The sequence below is a fragment of the Pseudonocardia sp. Ae150A_Ps1 genome (assembly GCF_001932315.1).
In the GTDB taxonomy this organism is placed as follows: Bacteria; Actinomycetota; Actinomycetes; order Mycobacteriales; family Pseudonocardiaceae; genus Pseudonocardia.
The window spans coordinates 1123639-1143393 of the sequence record NZ_MCIJ01000001.1 but is presented as its reverse complement, the minus strand read 5'-3'; the positions used below and the strand labels follow the sequence as shown (position 1 = coordinate 1143393).

At 74.4% G+C, this 19755-nt stretch carries 20 protein-coding genes and 2 pseudogenes; 7 read left to right on the top strand and 15 right to left on the bottom strand.

Going from position 1 to position 19755, the window contains the following annotated elements; all coding sequences use genetic code 11:
* The first annotated feature begins 44 nt into the window (after positions 1–44).
* Complete coding sequence (locus Ae150APs1_RS04970) at positions 45–377, top strand: DUF3817 domain-containing protein (RefSeq protein WP_029239675.1); 333 nt, start codon at positions 45–47, stop codon at positions 375–377.
* Positions 378–537: 160 nt separating this feature from the next.
* Here Ae150APs1_RS04970 and Ae150APs1_RS04965 read toward each other — a convergent pair whose 3' ends face one another.
* The 8 genes and pseudogenes from Ae150APs1_RS04965 to Ae150APs1_RS34535 form a co-directional block, all read right to left on the bottom strand.
* The gene (locus Ae150APs1_RS04965) at positions 538–1062 is read right to left on the bottom strand and encodes a hypothetical protein (RefSeq protein WP_075296099.1); all 525 of its coding nucleotides are present in this window, start codon (positions 1060–1062) and stop codon (positions 538–540) included.
* Positions 1063–1073: 11 nt separating this feature from the next.
* Entirely contained in the window at positions 1074–1328 is a 255-nt protein-coding gene (locus Ae150APs1_RS04960) for a helix-turn-helix transcriptional regulator (RefSeq protein ID WP_010232807.1), read from the bottom strand.
* A gap of 202 nt (positions 1329–1530) precedes the next feature.
* Positions 1531–2361: an SWIM zinc finger family protein gene (locus tag Ae150APs1_RS04955; RefSeq protein ID WP_060575651.1), complete on the bottom strand. Its 831-nt coding sequence runs from the start codon at positions 2359–2361 to the stop codon at positions 1531–1533.
* A complete protein-coding gene (locus tag Ae150APs1_RS04950; protein WP_075296097.1) occupies positions 2354–5425 on the bottom strand; it encodes a DEAD/DEAH box helicase in 3072 nt (1023 codons plus the stop codon). Before Ae150APs1_RS04950 ends, Ae150APs1_RS04955 begins: the two co-directional genes overlap by 8 nt.
* A 42-nt stretch (positions 5426–5467) precedes the next feature.
* A complete protein-coding gene (locus Ae150APs1_RS04945; protein ID WP_010232440.1) occupies positions 5468–5950 on the bottom strand; it encodes an SRPBCC family protein in 483 nt (160 codons plus the stop codon).
* Positions 5947–6309 carry a metalloregulator ArsR/SmtB family transcription factor gene (locus tag Ae150APs1_RS04940; protein WP_075296095.1) on the bottom strand — a complete coding sequence of 121 codons (363 nt, stop codon included), beginning with the start codon at positions 6307–6309 and terminating at the stop codon, positions 5947–5949. The genes Ae150APs1_RS04945 and Ae150APs1_RS04940 overlap by 4 nt, the downstream gene beginning before the upstream one ends.
* Before the next feature lie 77 nt (positions 6310–6386).
* Positions 6387–6554 carry a pirin-like C-terminal cupin domain-containing protein gene (locus tag Ae150APs1_RS34180; RefSeq protein ID WP_254849423.1) on the bottom strand — a complete coding sequence of 56 codons (168 nt, stop codon included), beginning with the start codon at positions 6552–6554 and terminating at the stop codon, positions 6387–6389.
* A 436-nt stretch (positions 6555–6990) separates the two neighbouring features.
* Positions 6991–7188 (bottom strand): annotated as a pseudogene (locus Ae150APs1_RS34535) (pirin family protein); the annotation flags it as partial.
* Between the two features lie 283 nt (positions 7189–7471).
* Between Ae150APs1_RS34535 and Ae150APs1_RS04930 the strand changes: the two are divergent.
* On the top strand, positions 7472–8368 hold the full coding sequence (locus tag Ae150APs1_RS04930) for an SMP-30/gluconolactonase/LRE family protein (protein WP_060575654.1): 897 nt from the start codon (positions 7472–7474) through the stop codon (positions 8366–8368).
* 7 nt (positions 8369–8375) lie between these two features.
* On the top strand, positions 8376–8801 hold the full coding sequence (locus tag Ae150APs1_RS04925; protein WP_075296093.1) for a TIGR03668 family PPOX class F420-dependent oxidoreductase: 426 nt from the start codon (positions 8376–8378) through the stop codon (positions 8799–8801).
* Between the two features lie 376 nt (positions 8802–9177).
* Here the strand turns inward: Ae150APs1_RS04925 and Ae150APs1_RS04920 are convergent, their stop codons facing one another.
* The gene (locus tag Ae150APs1_RS04920; protein WP_249266213.1) at positions 9178–9957 is read right to left on the bottom strand and encodes an alpha/beta hydrolase; all 780 of its coding nucleotides are present in this window, start codon (positions 9955–9957) and stop codon (positions 9178–9180) included.
* Between the two features lie 239 nt (positions 9958–10196).
* On the opposite strand from Ae150APs1_RS04920, the gene Ae150APs1_RS04915 reads away from it, so the two are divergent.
* The 3 genes from Ae150APs1_RS04915 to Ae150APs1_RS04905 are packed head-to-tail and all read left to right on the top strand — an operon-like array spanning position 10197 to position 13284.
* Positions 10197–11168: a glycine betaine ABC transporter substrate-binding protein gene (locus Ae150APs1_RS04915; protein WP_075296089.1), complete on the top strand. Its 972-nt coding sequence runs from the start codon at positions 10197–10199 to the stop codon at positions 11166–11168.
* The gene (locus Ae150APs1_RS04910; RefSeq protein ID WP_349289872.1) at positions 11165–12385 is read left to right on the top strand and encodes a glycine betaine/L-proline ABC transporter ATP-binding protein; all 1221 of its coding nucleotides are present in this window, start codon (positions 11165–11167) and stop codon (positions 12383–12385) included. The genes Ae150APs1_RS04915 and Ae150APs1_RS04910 overlap by 4 nt, the downstream gene beginning before the upstream one ends.
* Positions 12385–13284, top strand: a complete 900-nt coding sequence (locus tag Ae150APs1_RS04905; protein WP_075296087.1) for an ABC transporter permease subunit — start codon at positions 12385–12387, stop codon at positions 13282–13284. The genes Ae150APs1_RS04910 and Ae150APs1_RS04905 overlap by 1 nt, the downstream gene beginning before the upstream one ends.
* Positions 13285–13291: 7 nt before the next feature.
* On the opposite strand, the gene Ae150APs1_RS04900 is transcribed toward Ae150APs1_RS04905, so the two are convergent.
* The 4 genes and pseudogenes from Ae150APs1_RS04900 to Ae150APs1_RS04885 form a co-directional block, all read right to left on the bottom strand.
* Positions 13292–13687 carry an MmcQ/YjbR family DNA-binding protein gene (locus Ae150APs1_RS04900; RefSeq protein ID WP_075296085.1) on the bottom strand — a complete coding sequence of 132 codons (396 nt, stop codon included), beginning with the start codon at positions 13685–13687 and terminating at the stop codon, positions 13292–13294.
* Positions 13684–14064, bottom strand: coding sequence for a VOC family protein (locus Ae150APs1_RS04895; protein ID WP_075296083.1), 381 nt, complete (start codon positions 14062–14064; stop codon positions 13684–13686). Before Ae150APs1_RS04895 ends, Ae150APs1_RS04900 begins: the two co-directional genes overlap by 4 nt.
* Positions 14061–14903: an AraC family transcriptional regulator gene (locus Ae150APs1_RS04890; protein WP_083679935.1), complete on the bottom strand. Its 843-nt coding sequence runs from the start codon at positions 14901–14903 to the stop codon at positions 14061–14063. Before Ae150APs1_RS04890 ends, Ae150APs1_RS04895 begins: the two co-directional genes overlap by 4 nt.
* A 27-nt stretch (positions 14904–14930) precedes the next feature.
* Positions 14931–15457 (bottom strand): annotated as a pseudogene (locus Ae150APs1_RS04885) (LysE family transporter).
* Positions 15458–15599: 142 nt separating this feature from the next.
* Here Ae150APs1_RS04885 and Ae150APs1_RS04880 point away from each other — a divergent pair.
* Entirely contained in the window at positions 15600–16490 is an 891-nt protein-coding gene (locus Ae150APs1_RS04880; protein WP_075296081.1) for a LysR family transcriptional regulator ArgP, read from the top strand.
* Positions 16491–16500: 10 nt separating this feature from the next.
* Here Ae150APs1_RS04880 and Ae150APs1_RS04875 read toward each other — a convergent pair whose 3' ends face one another.
* Complete coding sequence (locus tag Ae150APs1_RS04875) at positions 16501–16713, bottom strand: hypothetical protein (protein ID WP_075296079.1); 213 nt, start codon at positions 16711–16713, stop codon at positions 16501–16503.
* An 88-nt stretch (positions 16714–16801) separates the two neighbouring features.
* Entirely contained in the window at positions 16802–19255 is a 2454-nt protein-coding gene (locus Ae150APs1_RS30275; protein ID WP_249266535.1) for a transglycosylase domain-containing protein, read from the bottom strand.
* Positions 19256–19755: the final 500 nt, after the last annotated feature.

Here is a 19755-nt window from a genome sequence, read left to right as displayed (position 1 = left end):
ACGGTGGCACCGTCCCCCGCACCCGCTCCGAGGAGCCGCCCGTCATGAACGACCCCGCCATCGTCGCCCGCGCGTTCCGGGTGGTCGCGATCGCCGAGGCCCTGTCCTGGACCGGGCTGCTGATCGGGATGTTCGTGAAGTGGGTGCTGGGCACGAGCGAGATCGGGGTGCAGGTCTTCGGGCCGATCCACGGCGCGCTGTTCGTCGCCTACGTGGTCGTCACGCTCTGGACGGCGCGGCTGTTCCGGTGGGACCTGCGGACGACGATCGTCGGGCTGCTCGCCAGCATCCCGCCCCTGACGACGATCTGGTTCGAGCGGCACGCCGCGCGGACCGGACGTCTCGGTGCGGTCACCGGACGCGCGATCGCCGGTTGACACGCACTCCGAGCTGCAGCGACGCCCGCCGCTTGACGACTGAGGTAAGCCTAGGCTGATTTCTACCTCGTCGCTTCGTGGTGGGAGCGGCGCGTCAGTTCGGGAAACGAAGGCCCGGCCGCCCTGATCACAGCGGCCGGGCCTTCCCGCGTTCCCGGGGTCACTCGACGGGATCCGCCCGCTCGCGCTCGCTGTCGCCGTCGCTGTCGCTGTCGCCGGAGTGCAGTCGGCGGCGCAGCAGCAGGGCTGCTCCCATCATCACGGCGAACATCGCACCCCAGGTCAGCGTGCCGACCAGATCGTTGCCGACGAACCAGTAGACGAGCATTCCGAGCGGGACCGTGACCGGCAGGAGCAGCAGCGTCCGGGTCGCGTCCGCCCGCTTGGCCTCCGGCGAGTCGGCCTCGCCGTGCCTGCCCCGCGCGACCATCATCGCGACTCCGCCGCTCACCAGGGCGCCGACGGCCACGGCCAGCACCGCTCCCACCGGTCGCGGCGCCGCGAACGAGGCGCCCTCGCCCGCGGCGCCCCATCCGATGATCAGTATCAGGCCGCCGTAGCCGGTCCAGAGCATCGTGCGCAGCACGATCCGCTCCTTGCGCAGCGCGATCAGCTCGGCACGCTCGTCGCGTTCCCGACGCAGCTCGGCGTTGGCGTCCCGCAGGACCGTCCACGGTGCTCGCATCCGGTGCCTCCTCACTCGTCGTCCCGGCGGGCGCGGAGATCGGCGACCTCTCCGTCGGCGAGCGCGAACAGCTCCCCGACGGGCGTCTCCAGCACGACCGCCATCCGCAGCGCGACCGCGGTGGACGGGTTGTACCCGCCCGCCTCGATCTCGACGACGGTCTGCCGGCTCACCCCGACCAGCTCGCCCAGTCGCTTCTGGGTCAGGCCCGCCCGTCGCCGTGCGGCGGCGACGTCCGAGTGCACATCGGCGGTCACGCGACCCATGGGTCAACTCTACCCGACATATGTCAGGTCTACCCGACCTCGTGCTGCGATCGAGTGATGCGCGGCACGTCGCTTGACGATCGACCAAGGTAAGGCTTACCTCAATCGCGTCGCTTCGTGGTGGGAGCGGCGCGTCAGTTCGGGAACGAGGGCCCGGCCGGTCCGATCGGAACGGCCGGGCCCTTCCCGTCGTGGCCCGCGCTCACGCCTCCGGGCGGGTCATGGCCCGGTAGACCGGTCGCAGCACGTCGGTCAGCCGCTCCCGGCCGGCCCGCAACGACGGCTCGGGCACCTGGTCGAGCACGGCGTCCGGGTCGGTCTCCGGCGGGCTCGGGGGAGCGGCGCCCCCGGCCGGGGCCGTCCAGAAGCCGTCGAGCAGGTCCGCGAGTGCCGCGGGCCCGGACGGCGCGGCCGCCCCCGCGGCCCGGTCGCGCTCCTCGCGCAGCCGTTCCAGCAGCGCGGTGCGGTCGCGGCCGCGCAGCGTGAGCAGGGTGAAGGGATCGGTGTCGCACCGCTCGGCCAGTACGTAGAACACGGCGGCCAGGTGCTTGCAGGGCACCGTCGCGTCGGGGCAGGAGCAGTCCTGGGACAGGTCGGTGCCCGCCGCCGGGAACAGCGACAGGCCGAGCCCGTCGAGCAGCTCCTCGATCTCGGGCGGCACCGTCCCGGCGAGCAGTGCCGCCGCGTACCAGGCGTCGCCGGCGAGGGCCTCCTCCACCCGTCGCCACTCCGGCTTGTCCCAGACCCGCAGCCCGATCCGGACCCGGTACGGCTGCGGCCGGGTGCCCTGCACCAGTGCGACGACCGCGCCGGCGTCGACGTCGACCGACACGATCTGCCCGGACCGGGCGTAGGTCTTCCCGCGGCTCAACCGCCCGCCGACGCCGAGCTGCTCCAGCACCGCGATGAACCGGGCCGACCACCAGGTGCGGGCCACCGGGCCCTTCGCACCGTGGATCCGGATGCCGCCCTCGACCCGGATGGGGCGGCCGCCGGTGTACTCGTCGGACGCCCAGAACGGCCGGTCACTCATCGTTCTCCCCCGCGTCGTCGGCGACGGCGTCCGAGCCGAGCGCGAACACCTCACGCAGCTCGGTGACCGACAGCGACGTCAGCCAGTCCTCCCCGTCGGTCACGACGAGGTCCGACAGCGACCGCTTCGATGCCACCAGGGTGTCGATCCGCTCCTCCACGGTGCCCGGGCAGACGAACTTCCGGACCTGCACCGAGCGCTTCTGCCCGATCCGGAACGCGCGGTCGGTCGCCTGGTCCTCCACGGCGGGGTTCCACCAGCGGTCGAGGTGGATCACGTGGTTGGCCGCGGTCAACGTGAGCCCGGTGCCGCCCGCCTTGAGCGACAGCAGGAACACCGACGGGCCGCCGTCGCCCTGGAACCGGGCCACCATCTCGTCGCGACGCTTCTTCGGGGTGCCGCCGTGCAGGTAGAGCACCTCGGTGTCGAACCGTGCCGACAGGTGCGGCCGCAGTATGGCGGCGAACTCGGTGTACTGGGTGAACAGCAGCACCTTGTCCCCGGCGGCGAGCACCGACTCGAGGATCTCCTCCAGCCGGGCGACCTTGCCGGAGCGGTGCGCGCCCCCGGCCCGGTGGATCGGGGAGCCGTCGTGCAGCAGCTGGGCGGGGTGGTTGCAGACCTGCTTGAGCTTGCTCATCGCGGCCAGGACGTTGCCGCGGCGCTCGATGCCGTTGCTGCCCTCGATCTTCTCCATCATGTCGTCGACGACGGTCCGGTACAGCGACGCCTGCTCGCGGGTGAGCCGGTGGTCCTGCACGATCTCGATCTTCTCCGGCAGGTCGTCGATCACCAGCGGGTCGGTCTTGACCCGGCGGAGCAGGTACGGCCGGGTGATCCGGCGCAGCGTGCGGGCGGCCCCGGCGTCGCCGTGGCGCTCGACCGGGACGGCGAACCGCTGCCGGAACACCTCGGGGGAGCCGAGGATGCCGGGATTGAGGAAGTCCATCACCGACCAGAGCTCGGCCAGCCGGTTCTCCATCGGCGTGCCGGTGAGCGCGATCCGGTGCGCGGCGTCGAGCGACCGCGCGGTCCGCGAGGCCGCCGCGTGCGAGTTCTTGATCATCTGGGCCTCGTCGAGCACGAGCCGGTGGAACCGCCAGGACCGCAGGTCCTCGGCGTCGCGGGTCGCGGTCGCGTAGGTGGTGACGACCAGGTCCACTCCGTCGAGTATCTCGTGCAGGGCGTCGCCGCGCGGGCGGGACGGACCGTGGTGGGCGTGCACCCGCAGGTCCGGCGCGAACCGCCCGGCCTCCCGCTGCCACGTCCCGACCATCGACATCGGACAGACGATCAACGTCGGCGCCGTCGCCCCCGCCGCGCGGTCGTGCGCCTCCAGCGCGAGGAGCTGCACGGTCTTCCCGAGTCCCATGTCGTCGGCCAGGCAGGCGCCCAGGCCCAGCGTGGACAGGAACGCCAGCCACGCCACGCCCCGCTCCTGGTAGGGCCGCAGGGTCGCGGTGAACCCGGGTGGTGCGCCCAGCGGCTCCAGCTCGCGGTCCGCGGTGCCGTCGAGCAGGGCGCCGAGCCGCCCCCGGGCGGCGACGTCGGTGACGGGCAGCGGCGCGTCGACGTCGCCCCGGGCCGCGGCCAGCACGTCCGGCACGGTCGGGGTGCGGTCCCGCGAGCGGCGCAGGAAGTCCAGCCCGCGGGCCAGCGCGTCGGCGTCGACGGCGACCCAGCGCCCCCGCAGCCGCACCAGCGGCGCCTTCGCCGCGACGAGCGCGGCGATCTCGTCCTCGCCCAGCTCGTCGTCGCCGACGGCGAGCGACCAGCGGAAGTGCGCGAGCTCGTCGCGGCCGAGCCCGCCGCGGGTCACCGCGCCCGGCGCCGGCGCCGAGGACGCCGACAGCTTCAGCCCGAGCGCGCGCTGCCCGTCCCACCCGCGAGGCAGCGCCACCCCGAACCCGGCCGCGAGCAGGGCCGCCGCGTCGCGGGTCAGGAATCGGTGCGCCCCGGCGACGTCGAGCGGCAGGGCGGTGGGGCGGGCGTCGCGGAGCGCCCGGACGAGGTCGGGCAGCACCTGCGCGGCACGGCCCAGCTCGGCGAGCAGCACGTCCTGTGCGCCGTCGACCAGCTGGTCCGCCCCACCGGACCAGACCTCACCGGCCTCCAGCTGCAGGCTCGGGTCCTCCGTGGACTGCAGGGCGAACCGCAGCTCCCACCGGGTCCCGTCGCCGGTCTGGTCCAGCGGGTCCGGTCCGGGATCGGCCGGGTCGTGCATCGACGAGACCTCGGTCAGTCGGAACAGCGCCGTGCCCGCGCCGGGTTGCTCGCGGCCGACGTCGTCCCAGGCGGTGAGGGCCTCGCGCAGGGCCGACAGACCGTCGCCGGTCACCGGGATCTCCGGCGACGGCCCCGTCAGTGCGTGCAGCAGCTCCGCGGCCGCGTCGGGCCGGGCCGGGAGCGGCACCGGCATCCCCGCCGCGCGGCCCAGCCGCTCGCGGACCGCGGCGTCGGTGAACCGGGCGAGCGCGGCGTCGACCACCTCGTCCGGGGCCCGGCCTGCGACGTCGCCGGGGCGCCGCTGCTCGGCGCGGGCCACCGGCGGCAGCCTGCGGACCAGCCCGGTGCGGGCGACGGCGTCGAGCCCCTGCACGACCGGCCGCCACCGGGCGGCGGGCCGCCCGGCCTCGCTGACCACGACGGGCAGGACGCGGCCGCGGGAGGCCAGCTCGTCGGCGAACCGGACCAGCTCGGCGAGGTGCGTGAAGCCCTCGCCGTACCGCACGTCGGGATACGGGTCGGTCAGCTCCGAGGGGGCGACCAGCACCGCGGGCACCGTCCACGGGGCGAGTGCCGGTGCGCTGCGGGCCGCCGCCCGCGGCCGCTCGCGCACCAGCCCTGGCGAGTCCTGCGGGCCCGAGCCGTGCGACGGCAGCAGCAGCGTCACCGACGCGGGCTTGCCCGGGTGGACGGCCGCCAGCTCGTCCGCGGGCACCGCGAACGGGTGCGGACGCGCCGTCCGCAGCGAGCGGCGGTCGGACCGGGCCGGGCGCTCCCCGTCCTCGGCCCAGAGCAGGACGCCCCGGCCGGGGGAGTGGAGAGCGTGGACGACCAGCACGCCCCCACGCTAGAGGGCACCCCCGACAGGATGCGGGGGCGCTCAGCCCTCGGCGAGGAGCTCGTCGAGCTGTTCGAAGCCCTCGTTGACGCCGACCTCCATCCCGGAGGCCAGCATCGCGTCCCGCGCCTCGATCGAGTCGACGACCGAGACGCCGACGATGCGGGTCCGGCCACCGGGCAGCGCGGTGAAGGTCATCGTCTCCAGGGAGACGCCCTCCGGGAAGCCCTCCCAGGTGAAGGTCTGCACGATCCGCTCGGCCGGCCGGACCTCGTGGAACGAGCCGTAGAAGCGGTACTCGCCGTCGTCGTCGGCGTGGGTGTAGCGGTAGCCGCCACCGGTCTCGGCGTCCCACCGGTCGATGGTCATCCGCAGCCGGCGCGGCCCGAGCCAGCGCCGGACCTTCTCCGGGTCGACGTGCGCGTCGAACACGCGCTCCGGCGGCGCGTCGAACTCCCGGGTGATCCGGACGATCGGCAGGTCCGGGACGGCCTCGATGGTGGTCTCGCGGGTGGTGGTGCTCATGACGCTGCTCCCTCGTTCGTGCCGGTGACATCGGTGCTGCCGGTGCTCTCCTCGGCGAGCAGGTCGTCGAGGCGCCGGTAGCGCTCCTCGACCTGTCGCCGATACCGCTCGATCCAGGCCGTCATCAGGTCGAACACCTCCACCTCGAGGTGTACCGGACGCCGCTGGGCCTCCCGGCTGCGCCGGACCAGCCCCGCGTCGGCCAGCACCTTGATGTGCTTGGACACGGCCTGGAGGGACACGTCGTAGGGCTCGGCGAGCTCGTTGACGGTCGCGTCGTCGGCGGCCAGCCGGGCCACCATGTCGCGCCGGGTCGGGTCCGCCAGCGCGGCGAACACCTTCGAGAGCCGGTCCTCCACGTTCCCCTCCTCGTTCAACCTCTCGGTTGAACAGAAAGGTAGCGGAGGGTCGGCTCGTAATCAACCCCGAGGTTGAACTAACGGAACGATCCGGGCAGCGAGCCGTGCGGGGTCCAGTCCGCCGGGACCACGCCGAGGCGTCCTCGCTGGTAGTCCTCGAACGCGGTGTGCACCTCGTCCTTCGTGTTCATGACGAACGGGCCCGCCCAGGCGATCGGCTCGCGGATCGGGAGGCCGCCGAGCACGACGACGTCCAGCGGGGGGGGGCGACTCCTGGGAGACGTTGCCGCCCACCGTGATCGCGTCGCCCGGGCCGAACAGCGCGAGCTGCCCGGTGCGGATCGGGCGTCCGTCGGCACCGACCGTGCCGGCCCCGTTCAGGACGTAGCCGAGCGCGTTGTACGACCGCGGCCACGGCAGCCGCAGCTCCGCGCCGGGGGAGACCGTCGCGTGCACCATCGCCATCGGGGTGTGCGTCGCCCCCGGCCCGGAGACGCCCGCGACGTCACCGGCGATCACGCGCAGCAGCGTGCCGCCGTCCGGCGTCGTGGCCAGCGCGGACTCGCCGCCGCGCAGGTCCTGGTACTTCGGCGGGAGCCACTTGTCGGCCTTCGGCAGGTTCACCCACAGCTGCAGGCCGTGGAAGAGGCCCCCGCTGCGGACCAGGGCCTCCGGCGGGCGCTCGATGTGCAGCAGGCCGGATCCGGCGGTCATCCACTGGGTGTCGCCGTCGGTGATGGTGCCGCCGCCCCCGTGCGAGTCACCGTGCTCGAAGGTGCCGTCGATGATGTAGGTGACGGTCTCGAAGCCCCGGTGCGGGTGCCACGACGTGCCCTTCGGCTCCCCGGGCGCGTACTCGACCTCGCCCATCTGGTCCATGTGCAGGAACGGGTCGAGGTCGCGCAGGTCGACGCCCTGGAACGCGCGGCGGACCGGGAAGCCCTCGCCCTCGTACCCGGCCGGAGCGGTGGTGACCGAGCGGACGCCGCGGTCCAGTTCGGTCGGACCGGGGACGGGCACGCGCGGCAGGGTGGCGGTGTCGGAGACGGTGACGGCGGGCATCGGGTCCTCCTCGGATCCAGAGTTGTTGCACGCTCAACCACTACGGTAGCGGCTATGTTCCCGGGTGCCACCCCCGAGTCGACGAGGACGGAGCAGGGACATGGCGGAGACGCCGGGAGAACCGCAGCCGGTACTGACCGGGATGTCGTTCCTGGAGGGGCCGCGCTGGCGCGACGGCCGGATCTGGGTCAGCGACTTCTACACCCACCGGGTGCTCTCCGCCCGGGCCGACGGGTCGGACGTGCGCACCGAGGCGGAGGTGCCGCAACAGCCGTCCGGCCTGGGGTGGCTGCCCGACGGTCGGCTGCTGATCGTGTCCATGCGGGACCGGCGGATCCTGCGCCGCGAGAGCGACGGCGCGCTCGCCGTCCACGCCGACCTGTCCGGTCGTTCCGCGCACGTGCTCAACGACATGATCGTCGACGCCGGCGGGCGGGCCTGGGTCGGCAGCTTCGGCTTCGATCTCATGAACGGCGCGCCGCGGGCTGCCGCGCCGCTGCTGCGGGTGGACCCGGACGGCACGGTGACGACGGCGACCGAGCCGCTGCACTTCGCGAACGGGCCGGCGCTGACCGGCGGCGAGCTCGTCGTCGCCGAGACCTTCGGGAACCGGCTGTCCGCCTTCCCCGTCGGGCCGGACGGGACGCTGGGGGAGCGCCGGGACTGGGCCCGGTTCGGCGAGGTGCCGGTCGAGGAGGACCCGCTCGCGGCGATCGCCCGGCTGACCGTCGCACCGGACGGGATCTCCGCGCCCGACGCCGAGGGCGCGATCTGGGTGGCCGACGCCGCCGGGAACCGCGCGATCCGGGTCCGGCCGGGCGGGGAGATCGCGGACGAGGTCTCCACCGGCGAGGTCGGCACCTACGCCTGCCAGCTCGGCGGTGACGACGGGCGCACCCTGTTCCTCTGCACCGCGCCCGGCTTCGCCGAGCACGAGCGCCGCGACACCCGGGTGGCCGAGCTGCTGGCCGTCCGGGTGCCGGTTCCGGCAGCCTGAGGAGCCGATGCCCTCCCTCGACGACACCGCGGCCCGCTCGCTGCTCGGCTCCGCGCGGGTCGCGCGGCTGGCCACGATCCGCGCCACCGACGGCAGCCCGCGCCTGGTGCCGATCACGTTCGCCCTGGTCGACGGCCTCGTCGTGTCGGCCGTCGACCGGGTCAAGCCGAAGCGGCACTCGAGGCTGGCCCGGCTGCGCGACATCGACGCCGACCCGCGGGTGGGCCTGCTCGCCGACCACTACGACGACGACTGGTCGCAGCTGTGGTGGGTCCGCCTCGACGCGACGGCGTCGGTGCACGAGACCGGCGACCTGCGCGCCCGGGCGATCGACGCGCTGGTGGCGAAGTACGAGCCGTACCGGGCCGAGCCGCCGGACGGCCCGGTCGTGGTCCTCGCTCCGGACCGGTGGACGGGGTGGTCGGCGCGGTGATCGCCGAGCCGCTCGGATGCCGGGCATCCGGTCCGCCGGACCGCGCCGGTCGCGCCGGGCCGATGGGTCGCCAGGTCGCCCGGGTCGCCGGGCCGTTTGGCCGCCGGGCCGTTTGGCCGCCGGGCCACCGGGGTCTCTGTTGCCGAATCGCTGCCTCAGGCAGCGATCTCGCGAGAAGGTCCACCCGGGGCCGCGGGGCCGCGGGGCCGCGGGGCCGCCGTGATGCTTCCTGTTCGGTGTCGCCCATGGGGACCGGAGGCGGTGGTGCCGCCCGGTGGGGCTCGTGAGGTGGTGCCGCCTGGTGGGCCTGTGAGGTGGTGCCGCTCGGTGGGCCCGGACGGCCGCGGCCCTCGGGAAGGCCCGGAGCCGCGCCGCCTCAGCGCAGGCCGGCGAGGAACCCGGTGATCGCCCCGGCGGTCTCGTCGGGCAGCTCCAGGTGCGGTGCGTGCCCGCAGTGCAGCTCCGTCACCGTGACCGGGCCCGCCGCCCGCTCGGCGACCGACCGGACGTGCACGATGCTGCCGTACGGGTCGTCGTCGCCCTGGATGCCCAGCACCGGGGCCGTGATCCCCGGCAGGCGGTCGCGGACGTCCCACCCGCGGAACCCCGGGGCGAGCCACATGTCGTTCCAGCCGCGGAAGGCGGCGTCGGGGTCGTCGTGGTGGCGGGCCATCCGGGTGCGGAGGTCGCCCTCGTCGAACGCGGAGCGGGCCGACCGGATCGCAGCCAGTGCGAAGTCCTCGACCAGGACGTGCGGCGCCAGCACGACGACCCCGGTCACCGGCATCGACGCCGCGGCCAGCAGCGCGATCGTCCCGCCGTCCGAGTGCCCGACGAGCACCGGCCGGTCCAGGCCGAGCGCGGAACACAGCGCGGGGACGACGGTCGCCGCCTCGGTCGCCATGAACGACGTCGTGGGCGCGGTGTCCGGCCGGTCCGACCGCCCGTGCCCGAGCCGGGAGTAGGCGACCGTCCGCCGTCCGGTCTCCGCGGCGATCCGGTGGTGGAACCCGCGCCAGAGCCCGACCGAGCCGAGTCCCTCGTGCAGGAACAGCAGGGGGGCGCGGTCGGCGGCGCCCGGGACGTCGTCGTACTCGTAGCGCGGGCCGTCCGGTTCCAGCCGGATCGTCACGGGAGCGGGCACGGCAGCGGGCACGGAGGAAGATCGTAGTCCGTCCGGTTGCACCGTCACCGCCCGTGATGGAAGCTTCGTCCGTGATCGTGGACCCCCGGCTGGTGACGCGCCTGCACGTCGACCTGTGCCGGATGTGCTCGTCCGCCTGTCGCTGAGACCGGGTCGGCAGACCCCTCCGCGCTCACCGCGACCGTCGTCGTGATCCGGCGCGCCGGCTCGGCGGCGCCGATCGCGCACCCACCCCGAGAGGACGTGCCCGCGTGGCCGATCCGCCACATCGCGTCGTACCCGCCGCCGGACGACGACCGCACCGGACCGCCCGGCTGGTCACCGCCCTGGTGGCCGTGCTGGTCACCGCGACGGGCTGTGCCGCGTCCGGTCCGGACGGCCCGACCGTGCGGCTCACGCAGTTCCCGTGGAGCGCGGCGAAGGTGACCAACGCGATCCTCGCCGAGGTCGTCGCGGGGCACCCGGAGCTCGGGGTCGGCGAGCTGAAGACCATCCAGGTCGGACCGGCCACCGCCTGGGCGGGGGCGCAGCGCGGCGACGTCGACGCCCTCACCGAGGTCGCGATGCCCAACCAGTCCGAACTCGCGGCGAAGGCCGAGGACCGGGTCGGCCTGGTCCACCCGACCTACGACGGCGCCGAGCAGGGCTGGTACGTCCCCAGCTACGCGCTCGAACCGGGCGGTCCGCTCGCCGGTCTGACGAGCGTCTCCCAGCTGAACGACTACGCGGACGCCCTCGGCAACCGGCTCGTCGACTCGGACCCGAGCTTCCTCACCACCGAGTACAACACCAAGCGGCTCGCCGGGTACGGGCTGAACCTGGAGCAGGTCACCTCCAGCGAGGCCGCGCAGATCGCCGAGCTGCGCCGGGCCTACGAGCGGCGGCAGCCGATCCTGGTCTACCTCTACCGGCCGCACTACGTCTTCGAGGAGATGGAGCTGACCCGGCTGAGCGAACCGAACCCGCCGCGCGACGACTGCTACACCACCGGCGACGGCGCCTGCGCCATGCCGGACTACTCCGCGTGGACCGCCGCGGCCGGTGACCTGGGCGCGACGGCACCGCGGTTTGACGCCCTGCTGCGCCGGTTCGAGCTCCCGCTCGACGACGTCGAGAAGATGCTCAAGCGGGTGGACGTGGACAACGCCGACGTCGAGACGGTCGCGCGCGACTACGTCGCCGCGAACCCTGACCGGGTACGGGAATGGGTGGGAACGCCGTGAGCGACACGATGATCGAGGTCAAGAACCTCACCAAGGTGTTCGGCGACGCCGTCGACGACGCGGTCGCGCTGGCCCGCGAGGGTGTGGGGCGCAGCGAGATCCAGAAGCGCACCGGCGCCACGCTGGCCGTGCACGACGTGTCGTTCGACATCGCCCAGGGCGAGCTGTTCGTGATCATGGGCCTGTCCGGGTCGGGCAAGTCGACGCTCGTGCGGCTGCTGAACCGGCTGATCGAGCCCACCTCCGGCAGCATCGGCGTCGACGGCCGCGATCTCGGGTCGCTCGGCGACGCCGAGCTGCGGACGCTGCGCAACGAGCGGATCGCGATGGTGTTCCAGCACTTCGCGCTGCTGCCGCACCGCACGATCCGGCAGAACGCCGAGTACGGTCTGCAGATCCGCGGCGTCGCCGCCGACGAGCGCCGACGCAAGGCGGAGTGGGCGCTGGAGCAGGTCGGCCTGGCCGAGCGGGCCGACGCCTACCCCAGCCAGCTCTCGGGCGGCATGCAGCAGCGGGTCGGGCTGGCCCGCGCGCTGGCCAGCGACACCGACGTCCTGCTGATGGACGAGCCGTACTCGGCGCTGGACCCGCTGATCCGCCGGGACATGCAGCAGCTGCTGGTCCGCCTGCAGAAGGACCTGCGCAAGACGATCGTGTTCATCACGCACGACCTCAACGAGGCGATGCTGCTGGGCGACCGGATCCTGCTGCTCAAGGACGGCCGGCTGGTCCAGGTCGGCACCGGGCCGGAGATCCTCGAGTCCCCGGCCGACGGCTACGTCGCCGAGTTCGTCTCCGACGTCGACCGCAGCCGGGTGCTGACCGCCGCCGACGTGATCCGGGAGCCCCGGATCACCGTGCGGCTCGACGAGCGCCCGTCCAAGGTGCTCGTCCGGCTGGGCCGGGCCGAGGCCACCGGCGCCTACGTCGTCGACGACGAGCACCGCATCCTCGGCGTCGTCCGCGACGACTGGCTGGGCCACGCCGCAGGCAGGCAGGCCGCCCGCATCGACGAGTCCGCGCTGGTCGACGAGTACCGCACCACCGAGCCCGACCGTCCGCTGATCGACCTGCTGCACCAGGTCGGCCGGAACCCGGTGCCGCTCGCGGCGGTCGACGAGGGCCGGCTCACCGGCGTCGTCCCCCGCGGCGCGGTGCTCGCGGCACTCTCCTCGCACCCCGACTCCACCCACGACGACGCGAACGGGACCGTCTGATGCCCAGGATCGAGCTCGGTAGCTACGTCGAGGCGTTCATCCTCTGGCTGCTGCAGAACGCGGCCGGCCTGCTGGACGGCATCGGCGCCGTGATCACCGCCGTGGTCGAGGCGGTGACGGCGGTGTTCACGACGCCGCCGTGGTGGGTGTGGCTGGTGCTCCTGGTGGCGCTCGCGCTGCTCGTGCGGGGCTGGGGCTTCGCGGTGTTCACGCTGCTCGGTTTCGCGCTGGTCTCGTCGTTCGACCTCTGGACCGAGACGATGGAGACGTTCGGCCTGGTGCTGGTCGCGGCGCTGATCGCGGTCGCGATCGGCGTCCCGCTGGGCATCTGGGCCGCGCGCAGCCGGGTACTGCGCCCGGTGCTCGACACCATGCAGACGATCCCGGCCTTCGTCTACCTGATCCCGGTGGTGCTGCTGTTCGGCATCGGGGTGGTCCCCGGCATCGTCGCGACGATCGTGTTCTCGATCGCTCCGGCGGTGCGGCTGACCGAGCTCGGCATCCGCGGTGTCGACTCCGAGGTGGTGGAGGCCGCCCACGCGTTCGGCGCGCACCCCCGTCAGATCCTGCGCGAGGTGCAGCTGCCGATGGCACTGCCGTCGATCATGGCGGGCGTCAACCAGGTGATCATGCTGGCCTTGTCGATGGTCGTCGTCGCCGGTCTGGCCGGTGCGGACGGGCTCGGGACCGTCGTCGTGTCGGCGGTGACGCAGCTCGACATCGCGTCGGGCATCGAGGGCGGGCTCGCCGTCGTCATCGTGGCGATCTTCCTCGACCGGTTCACCTCGGCGCTGGCCGAGCGGCCGGGGTCGAGCCTGCTGACGAAGCTCCGCGCCCGCCGGGCGTCGGCGCCGCAGCCGTCGGCCGGTGTCGCGGCGGGGGCCGGCGCGGGGGCCTGACCGGGTCTCAGACGCCGTCGAGCTCGGCGAGCCGCCGTTTCGGGGCGACGCAGCGGTAGGCGTCGGTGACGATGCCGGTGATCTCGTCGAGCTCGGCGGCGTCGTCACCGGTGCCGTCGAGCACGACGCCCAGCCAGCCCCGGTGCCCGACGTAGGCGGGCCGGAAGAACCGGGCCGGATCGGTGTCGATCATGTCCTCCTGCACGCCGGGCGGTGCCGCACACCAGAACGCGACGTGCGGGTGGCCGTGGTGGTGGTCGGCGTAGGTCACGAACATCCGCTGCACGAACCACGAGGGCGACCCGTGGCTGACCTTCTCCGTCACCCCGGGCAGCGCCCGGCAGATCTCCCGCAGCCAGGGCAGCGGGTCGGCCGGGTCGGGGTGACGCGGGAGGCCGGTCACGTGCCCATCCGGTAGGTCCCCAGCGACCACACGTTGCCCTCCGCGTCAGTGACGGCGAACTCCCGGGAACCGTAGTCCTGGTCGGTGAGGCCCATGACGACCGTGGCGCCGGCCGCGACCGCCCTGTCGTGCAGTGCGTCGGGATCGTCGCAGGTCAGGTAGGTGACGGCGCGTCCGGTGTCGAACGGGTCGTCCGCCCGGCGGGTGCCGAGTGCGAGCACGCCGGTGTCGCCGTGGTCGTCCCAGGCGAGCTCGGCGTGGGCGATCCGGCCGGCGTCGTCGGTGTGGCACCGCAGCTCGCGGAAGCCGAGCGCGCCGGTGAGGAAGTCGATGGCGGCCCGCGGGTCGTCGTAGCGCAGCGTGGTGTGGATGCTCATGGCGCACGATCCTGCACCGGTCCGGCCGCGGTGTCGTGGACGAACGGGAACTCCCACTCCCTGCGGTACGCCGACGGCGTCGTCCCGGCCAGCGCCCGGAACTCCCGGCTCAGGTGGGGCTGGTCGGCGTAGCCGCAGGCCGCGGCGACCTCGGCCAGCGACGTCGTGGACCCGCCGACGAGCCGGGCGGCGCCCGCGAACCGCAGCACCCGCCCCGCGGTGCGCGGGGTCAGCCAGATCTGGGTGCCGAACCGGTCCTGCAGGTGCCGGCGGCTCCAGCCGGTCTCCGCGGCGAGCGCGCGGACGGTGACCGCGCCGCGGGTGCGGTGCAGCCGGCCCCAGGCGTGCGCGACCTCGGGAGCCGGACGGCGGGCCCGCCCGTCGAGCAGCCGTCCCGCCAGCACCCCGGTCACCAGCGCGAACCGCGCCGACCAGGTGGGCAGCTCGGCGAGCCTGCCGGGAAGCGCGGCCAGCACGGAGTCGTCGAGCGCGGGGACCGCGCCACCCGCGACCGGACGACCGCCGAGCACGGTGAACATCCCCAGCGGTGTGAGGTCCACCTGGACCCCGGCCTGGGGGCCGGTGAACTCGGTGAGCACCCAGGTGTCGCTGAGCCCTCCCACGAACGCCGCCGCACTCCCCGCGCCGACCGCCGGGCCGGACAGGGCCAGCGGATGGAAGCCGAGGATCAGCGCGACCGCGTCGGCCGGGGCCTGCCTGCGGCGCAGCGGGCGGGACGCGTGCTCGCGGTAGCCGAGGTAGCGGGTCACGTACGGGCGCAGCGCGGCGGGCGGCCGCGCCGGCACGAACACGGCCGGTTCCCGACCGGCATCGTCCACGACGGCATCGTGCCAGGCCGGGCCCGGTCAGGTCAGGGCCAGACCGGCGGCGAGCCCCAGCATCACGGTGGCCACGACGCCGTCGAGCACCCGCCAGGCCACCGGTCGCGCGAACAGCCCGGCCAGCCGGGCGGCCCCGAACCCGAGCCCGGCGAACCAGGTCAGGCTGGCCGCCATCACCCCGGCGGCGAAGGCCCACCGTCCGTCGTCGCCGTGCGCGCGGCCAGCGAGCCGAGGACCAGCAGGTCGAGCAGCATGTGCGGGTTGAGGAAGGTCAGGGCCGCCGCGCTGCCGAGCACCGGGACGAGGCGCCGCGCCCCGCCGCGGGCGTCGGCCGTGAGCGTGCCCGGCCGCACCGCCCGCCGGGCGGCGAGCAGCCCGTACCCGACCAGGTAGACGACCCCGCCCCAGCGCACCACCTCGGCCAGCCCCGGCACACCCGACAGCGCCAGACCGACACCCGCCACCGCCGCCGTCACCAGCACCAGGTCGGCCAGGACGCAGAACACCACGACCGCCGGGACGTGCTCGCGGCGCAGGCCCTGGCGCAGCACGAACGCGTTCTGCGCGCCGATCGCCGCGATCAGGGACAACCCGGTACCGAACCCCACCACCACACTCACCGGGCGACCGTAGGCAGGGACCAGCCGGATCCACGATCTCGTTCAGGATCGGTCAGGACCTTAAGCTGTGCTCATGTACGACCGGGACCGGCTCGCGACGCTCAGCGCCGTCGTCGAGGAGGGCAGCTTCGAGGCTGCCGCCGAACTGATGTCGATCACGCCGTCCGCGGTGTCGCAACGGATCAAGGCGCTGGAGCGCCAGACCCGCCAGGTCCTGGTGCGACGGTCGCGCCCGTGTGTACCCACGGAGGCGGGCCGCACCCTCCTGCGGCTCGCCCGGCAGGTCGCGGTGCTGGAGGGCGAGGTGTCCCGGTCGTTCGGCGACGACGCAGGCGGGGGCGTGCACCTCCCGATCGCGGTGAACGCCGACTCGCTCACGCACTGGTTCCTGCACGCCGTGGTGCCCCTCGCGCAGCGCCACGGCATGCGGCTCGACCTGCACGTCGACGACGAGGAGCACACCGCGGAGCTCCTGCGGGAGGGCGCGGTCGTCGGGGCGGTGACGACGTCGGCGACCCCGGTCCAGGGCTGCGCGGTCCGTCCGATCGGTGCCACCCGGTACCGCCCGGTCGCCGCCCGCCCGGTGTACGACCGGTGGTTCGCCGGGCGCGACCCGGCCGAGGCGTTCCCGGTGGCGCCGCGTGTCGACTTCGGTCCGAAGGACTGGCTGCAGACCCGCTTCGTACGCCGGCTGACCCATCGCCCGTGCACCGGACCGGCGCACCGGGTACCGGCCGCCGACGGCTACCACGACGCCGTGAGGGCCGGCCTGGGCTGGGGCATGTTCACCGACGCCCCGGCGCGGGCGGCCGCCGACGCCGGACGCCTCGTCCTGCTCGACCGGGAACGCCATCTCGACGTGCCGCTCTACTGGCAGCACTGGAAGCTGAGCACCGAGGTGCTCGACGCCCTGACGGCCGCGGTGCAGGAGGTGGCGGCGCGGACACTCGTGCCGCCGTCGTGACCCGGCCCGGTCAGATGCCGGAACGCCAGGGCCGCCCGAGCCGGATGTCGCAGGTGATCTCGCCCGGGTCGACGCTGGTCAGGTCGGCGATCAGGTCGCGGACCGCGTCCTCCGCCGCGCGGGGGTCGTCGACGGTGGTGGACGCCTCGATCCCGGGCACGTAGAGGGTGAGCCTGCGGTCCGCCCGCCAGGCCACCACCTCGAAGTGATGGTGTCCGGTCACGGATCCACGGTATCCCGGTCACGGAGGTCCGGGCAGGCTCCGTCACGGTGCCGTGCGCCTCGCCCTGCCTGTCCCGCCTCGCCGCCGGTCAGCCGAAGGTGGGTTCGCCGTCCCGGCCGGCGTCCTCGCCGGGACGGCTGTCGCCGTCGGACCCGAACAGCGGGTCCACCGTCTGCTCCGGGGTGCTGGTCGGCTCCGGGGGCGGCGCCTCCTGGACCGGTGGCGGCGGCGCCTGCTCCTGCGGCTCCGGAGTCGGCGACGGCGGCGCGCTGCTGCTGGTCGGTGCGGGCGTCGGGGTGGCGGTCGGCTCGTTCGGGGCCAGCTCCGACGGCTCGTCGCCGAGAGCGCGGAAGGTCGGGAAGTCGACGACCTCGGTGCTGCGCACCGCGCTCGCCATGAACTCCTGCCACATCGAGCCGGGCAGGTCCTTGCCGCTGATCGGTGCGCCGGTCGCGTCCTGGATCGGGTCGTTGCGGTCCGTCCCGACCCAGACCGACGTGGCGAGCTCGGGGGTGAAGCCGGCGAACCAGGCGTCGTTGTTCTGGCCCTCGAAGCGGGACTGGACGGTCCCCGTCTTCGCGGCCGCCTGCTGGCCGCCCGGCAGCGTGAGGTCGTCGTTGGAGACGACGTCCATCATGGCCTCGGAGACGTTGCGGGCGACCTGCTCGGGGAAGCGCTGCTCGCCCTCGCCGGGGGAGTACTCGTAGAGGACGCGGCCGTCGGAGTCGACGACCCGCGACACCAGGTGCGGCGCGTGCCAGACCCCGCCGGCGGCGATCGTCGCGTACGCCGACGCCAGCTGGACCGGGGTCACCTCCTTGTTGCCGAGCGGCAGCCGGGCGTCCGGGTTCTCCAGGGGGGCGGTGATCCCGGCGAGCCGGGCCGCGTCGGCGACCTTCTGCGGGCCGACCTCACCGGCGAGCTTGGTGAAGACGACGTTGTTGGAGATCGTCATGGCCTGCTTGAGGTCGCAGCGCGGGCAGTTCGCCCCGTCGGCGTTGCGCAGGCCCGGTCGCTCGGAGCCGTCGAACTGGGTGCCGAGGCCGACCGGCGGGTCCTCCAGCAGCCCGGCGAGCACCGCGAACGGCTTGAACGTCGAGCCCGGCTGCTTCATGACCTGGGCGTAGTCGAGACCGGCGCCGTTGGCGCCACCGTAGTAGCCGACGATGCCGCCGGTGCGCGGGTCGATCGCGACCGCGCCGGACCGCAGCACCTCGGGCTGGCCCTCCATCCGGGCGCGGACCGCGTCGGTGAGCTGCTGCTGGCGTTGCGGGTCGATCGTCGTCGTGACCTGCAGGCCGCCCTGTGCGAACGCCTGCTCGGAGATGCCCAGCGAGCCCAGCTCGGAGCGGACGGCGTTGAGGACGTGCCCGCGCTCGTCGGTCAGCGACGACGAGCGCGACGTGTTCTCCGCCGGGATCGTCTCCGGGAAGCCGGCCGCCTGCCGGTCGGCCCGGGAGATCCAGCCCTGCTGGGCCATGCCGTCGAGCACGAAGTTCCAGCGCGACTCCGCCTTCTCCCGGGAGTTCTCCGGGTCCCAGTTCGACGGCGACTGGATGATCCCGGCGAGCAGCGCGCCCTCGCTGGGGGTCAGCTGGGCGGCGGGCTTGCCGTAGTAGGCGAGGCTGGCGGACTCGATGCCGTACGCGCCGCGTCCGAAGTAGATCGCATTCAGGTAGTCGTTGAGGATCTCGTCCTTCGACTTCTGCCCGGACACCTTCAGCGAGACGATCAGTTCCTTGTACTTCCGCCAGTACGTCGCGTCGTTGCCGACCAGCGTGTTCTTGACGTACTGCTGGGTGATCGTCGATCCGCCGCCCGCACCGCCGAGGACCTGGTTGAGCGCCGCCCGCAGGATGCCGGTGATGTCGAACCCGGGGTTCGAGTAGAAGCTCCGGTCCTCCGCGGCGAGCACGGCCTCCCGGACGTGCGGCGGGATCGCGTCCATCCCGACCTTGATCCGGTTGCCCTGCTCGGGGACCAGCCGGGCGAGCTGGCCGCCGTCGGCGTAGGACACGGTCGCGATCTGGTTCTGGACGGCCTCGTCGGTGGTGGGGATCGGGAAGACCAGCCAGCCGATCCCCAGCACCAGCAGCGGCAGCAGCACGACCGACGCGGCGGTGCCGATCAGCGACCAGCGGATCTGCGTGCGGCGGCGGGTGCGGCGCTCCTCCGGGGTGAGCGCGGCGCGCTGCTCGGAGTCGAGGATGCCGAGCCGGCGGCGCACGGTGTCGACCCGCGGCCCGACGACCGCGAGCGCCTTCTCCAGCGGTCCGGCCGGTTCGGCGCGGCGACGGCGGCGCGGCGCGCCGGGGAGGACGTCGGCGGCGACGAGCGCCGTCGCGTCGTCCCCGTCGCGCCGGTGGTCCGGCTCGTCCCGGTCGTGCGGAACCCGGTCGTCGCCGGGCGGTCCGGACCCGGCCGGGGTGACGCGGCCGGCGTCGTCGCCGGGGGTGGCCTCGGCCTCGGGCTCGGGCTCGGGACGGCGGCGGCGTCCGGTGCGCGGGGCGGGAGGCTCGGCCGGGGCGCCCGCGCCGGGCACCGCTGCTCCGGTGCCGGACGCACCGGGACCGGGCGCACCGTGGCCGGGTCGGCCGGGGGCGGGCGCGGACGGTCCGCCGGGTCCGCCAGGTGTCTGCGGCGCCCCGGGAACGGGCGGTGCGGGGGCCGCCGCACCACGGGTGACCGGGCCGGACGGTGCGGTACCGGGTGCCGGCGGACCGCCGCGGGGGACCGGGCCGCTGCCGTGGCGTCCGGTGTCCGGGACGGCGGGCTCGCGGCGCTCGGGGGGCACGGGGGCGCCGGGCGTGCGCGGGCCGCGCGCGGGTGCCGGACCGGCGCCCGCCGGACCGGTGGGTGCGGGCCCCGTGGGCGCGGGTCCGGTGGGCACGGGGCCCGCGGGTGCGGGACCGGCCGGCGCAGCGGGGCCCGCTGCGGTCGGACCGGGCCGGCCGGGCGGCGGCGCGGCGGGACCGGGCGGCGGTGTCGCCGGGCGGCGGACCGGCCCCGATCCCTGGCCGGGCGCGGGCGGCGGCGGGGACG

What these genes read in the sequence shown, in the direction of transcription:
- Ae150APs1_RS04970 (WP_029239675.1), top strand. Translation starts at nt 45, where the DNA reads ATGAACGACCCCGCCATCGTCGCCCGCGCGTTCCGGGTGGTCGCGATC.
- Ae150APs1_RS04965 (WP_075296099.1), bottom strand. Translation starts at nt 1,062, where the DNA reads ATGCGAGCACCGTGGACGGTCCTGCGGGACGCCAACGCCGAGCTGCGT.
- Ae150APs1_RS04960 (WP_010232807.1), bottom strand. Translation starts at nt 1,328, where the DNA reads ATGGGTCGCGTGACCGCCGATGTGCACTCGGACGTCGCCGCCGCACGG.
- Ae150APs1_RS04955 (WP_060575651.1), bottom strand. Translation starts at nt 2,361, where the DNA reads ATGAGTGACCGGCCGTTCTGGGCGTCCGACGAGTACACCGGCGGCCGC.
- Ae150APs1_RS04945 (WP_010232440.1), bottom strand. Translation starts at nt 5,950, where the DNA reads ATGAGCACCACCACCCGCGAGACCACCATCGAGGCCGTCCCGGACCTG.
- Ae150APs1_RS04930 (WP_060575654.1), top strand. Translation starts at nt 7,472, where the DNA reads ATGGCGGAGACGCCGGGAGAACCGCAGCCGGTACTGACCGGGATGTCG.
- Ae150APs1_RS04925 (WP_075296093.1), top strand. Translation starts at nt 8,376, where the DNA reads ATGCCCTCCCTCGACGACACCGCGGCCCGCTCGCTGCTCGGCTCCGCG.
- Ae150APs1_RS04905 (WP_075296087.1), top strand. Translation starts at nt 12,385, where the DNA reads ATGCCCAGGATCGAGCTCGGTAGCTACGTCGAGGCGTTCATCCTCTGG.
- Ae150APs1_RS04895 (WP_075296083.1), bottom strand. Translation starts at nt 14,064, where the DNA reads ATGAGCATCCACACCACGCTGCGCTACGACGACCCGCGGGCCGCCATC.
- Ae150APs1_RS04880 (WP_075296081.1), top strand. Translation starts at nt 15,600, where the DNA reads ATGTACGACCGGGACCGGCTCGCGACGCTCAGCGCCGTCGTCGAGGAG.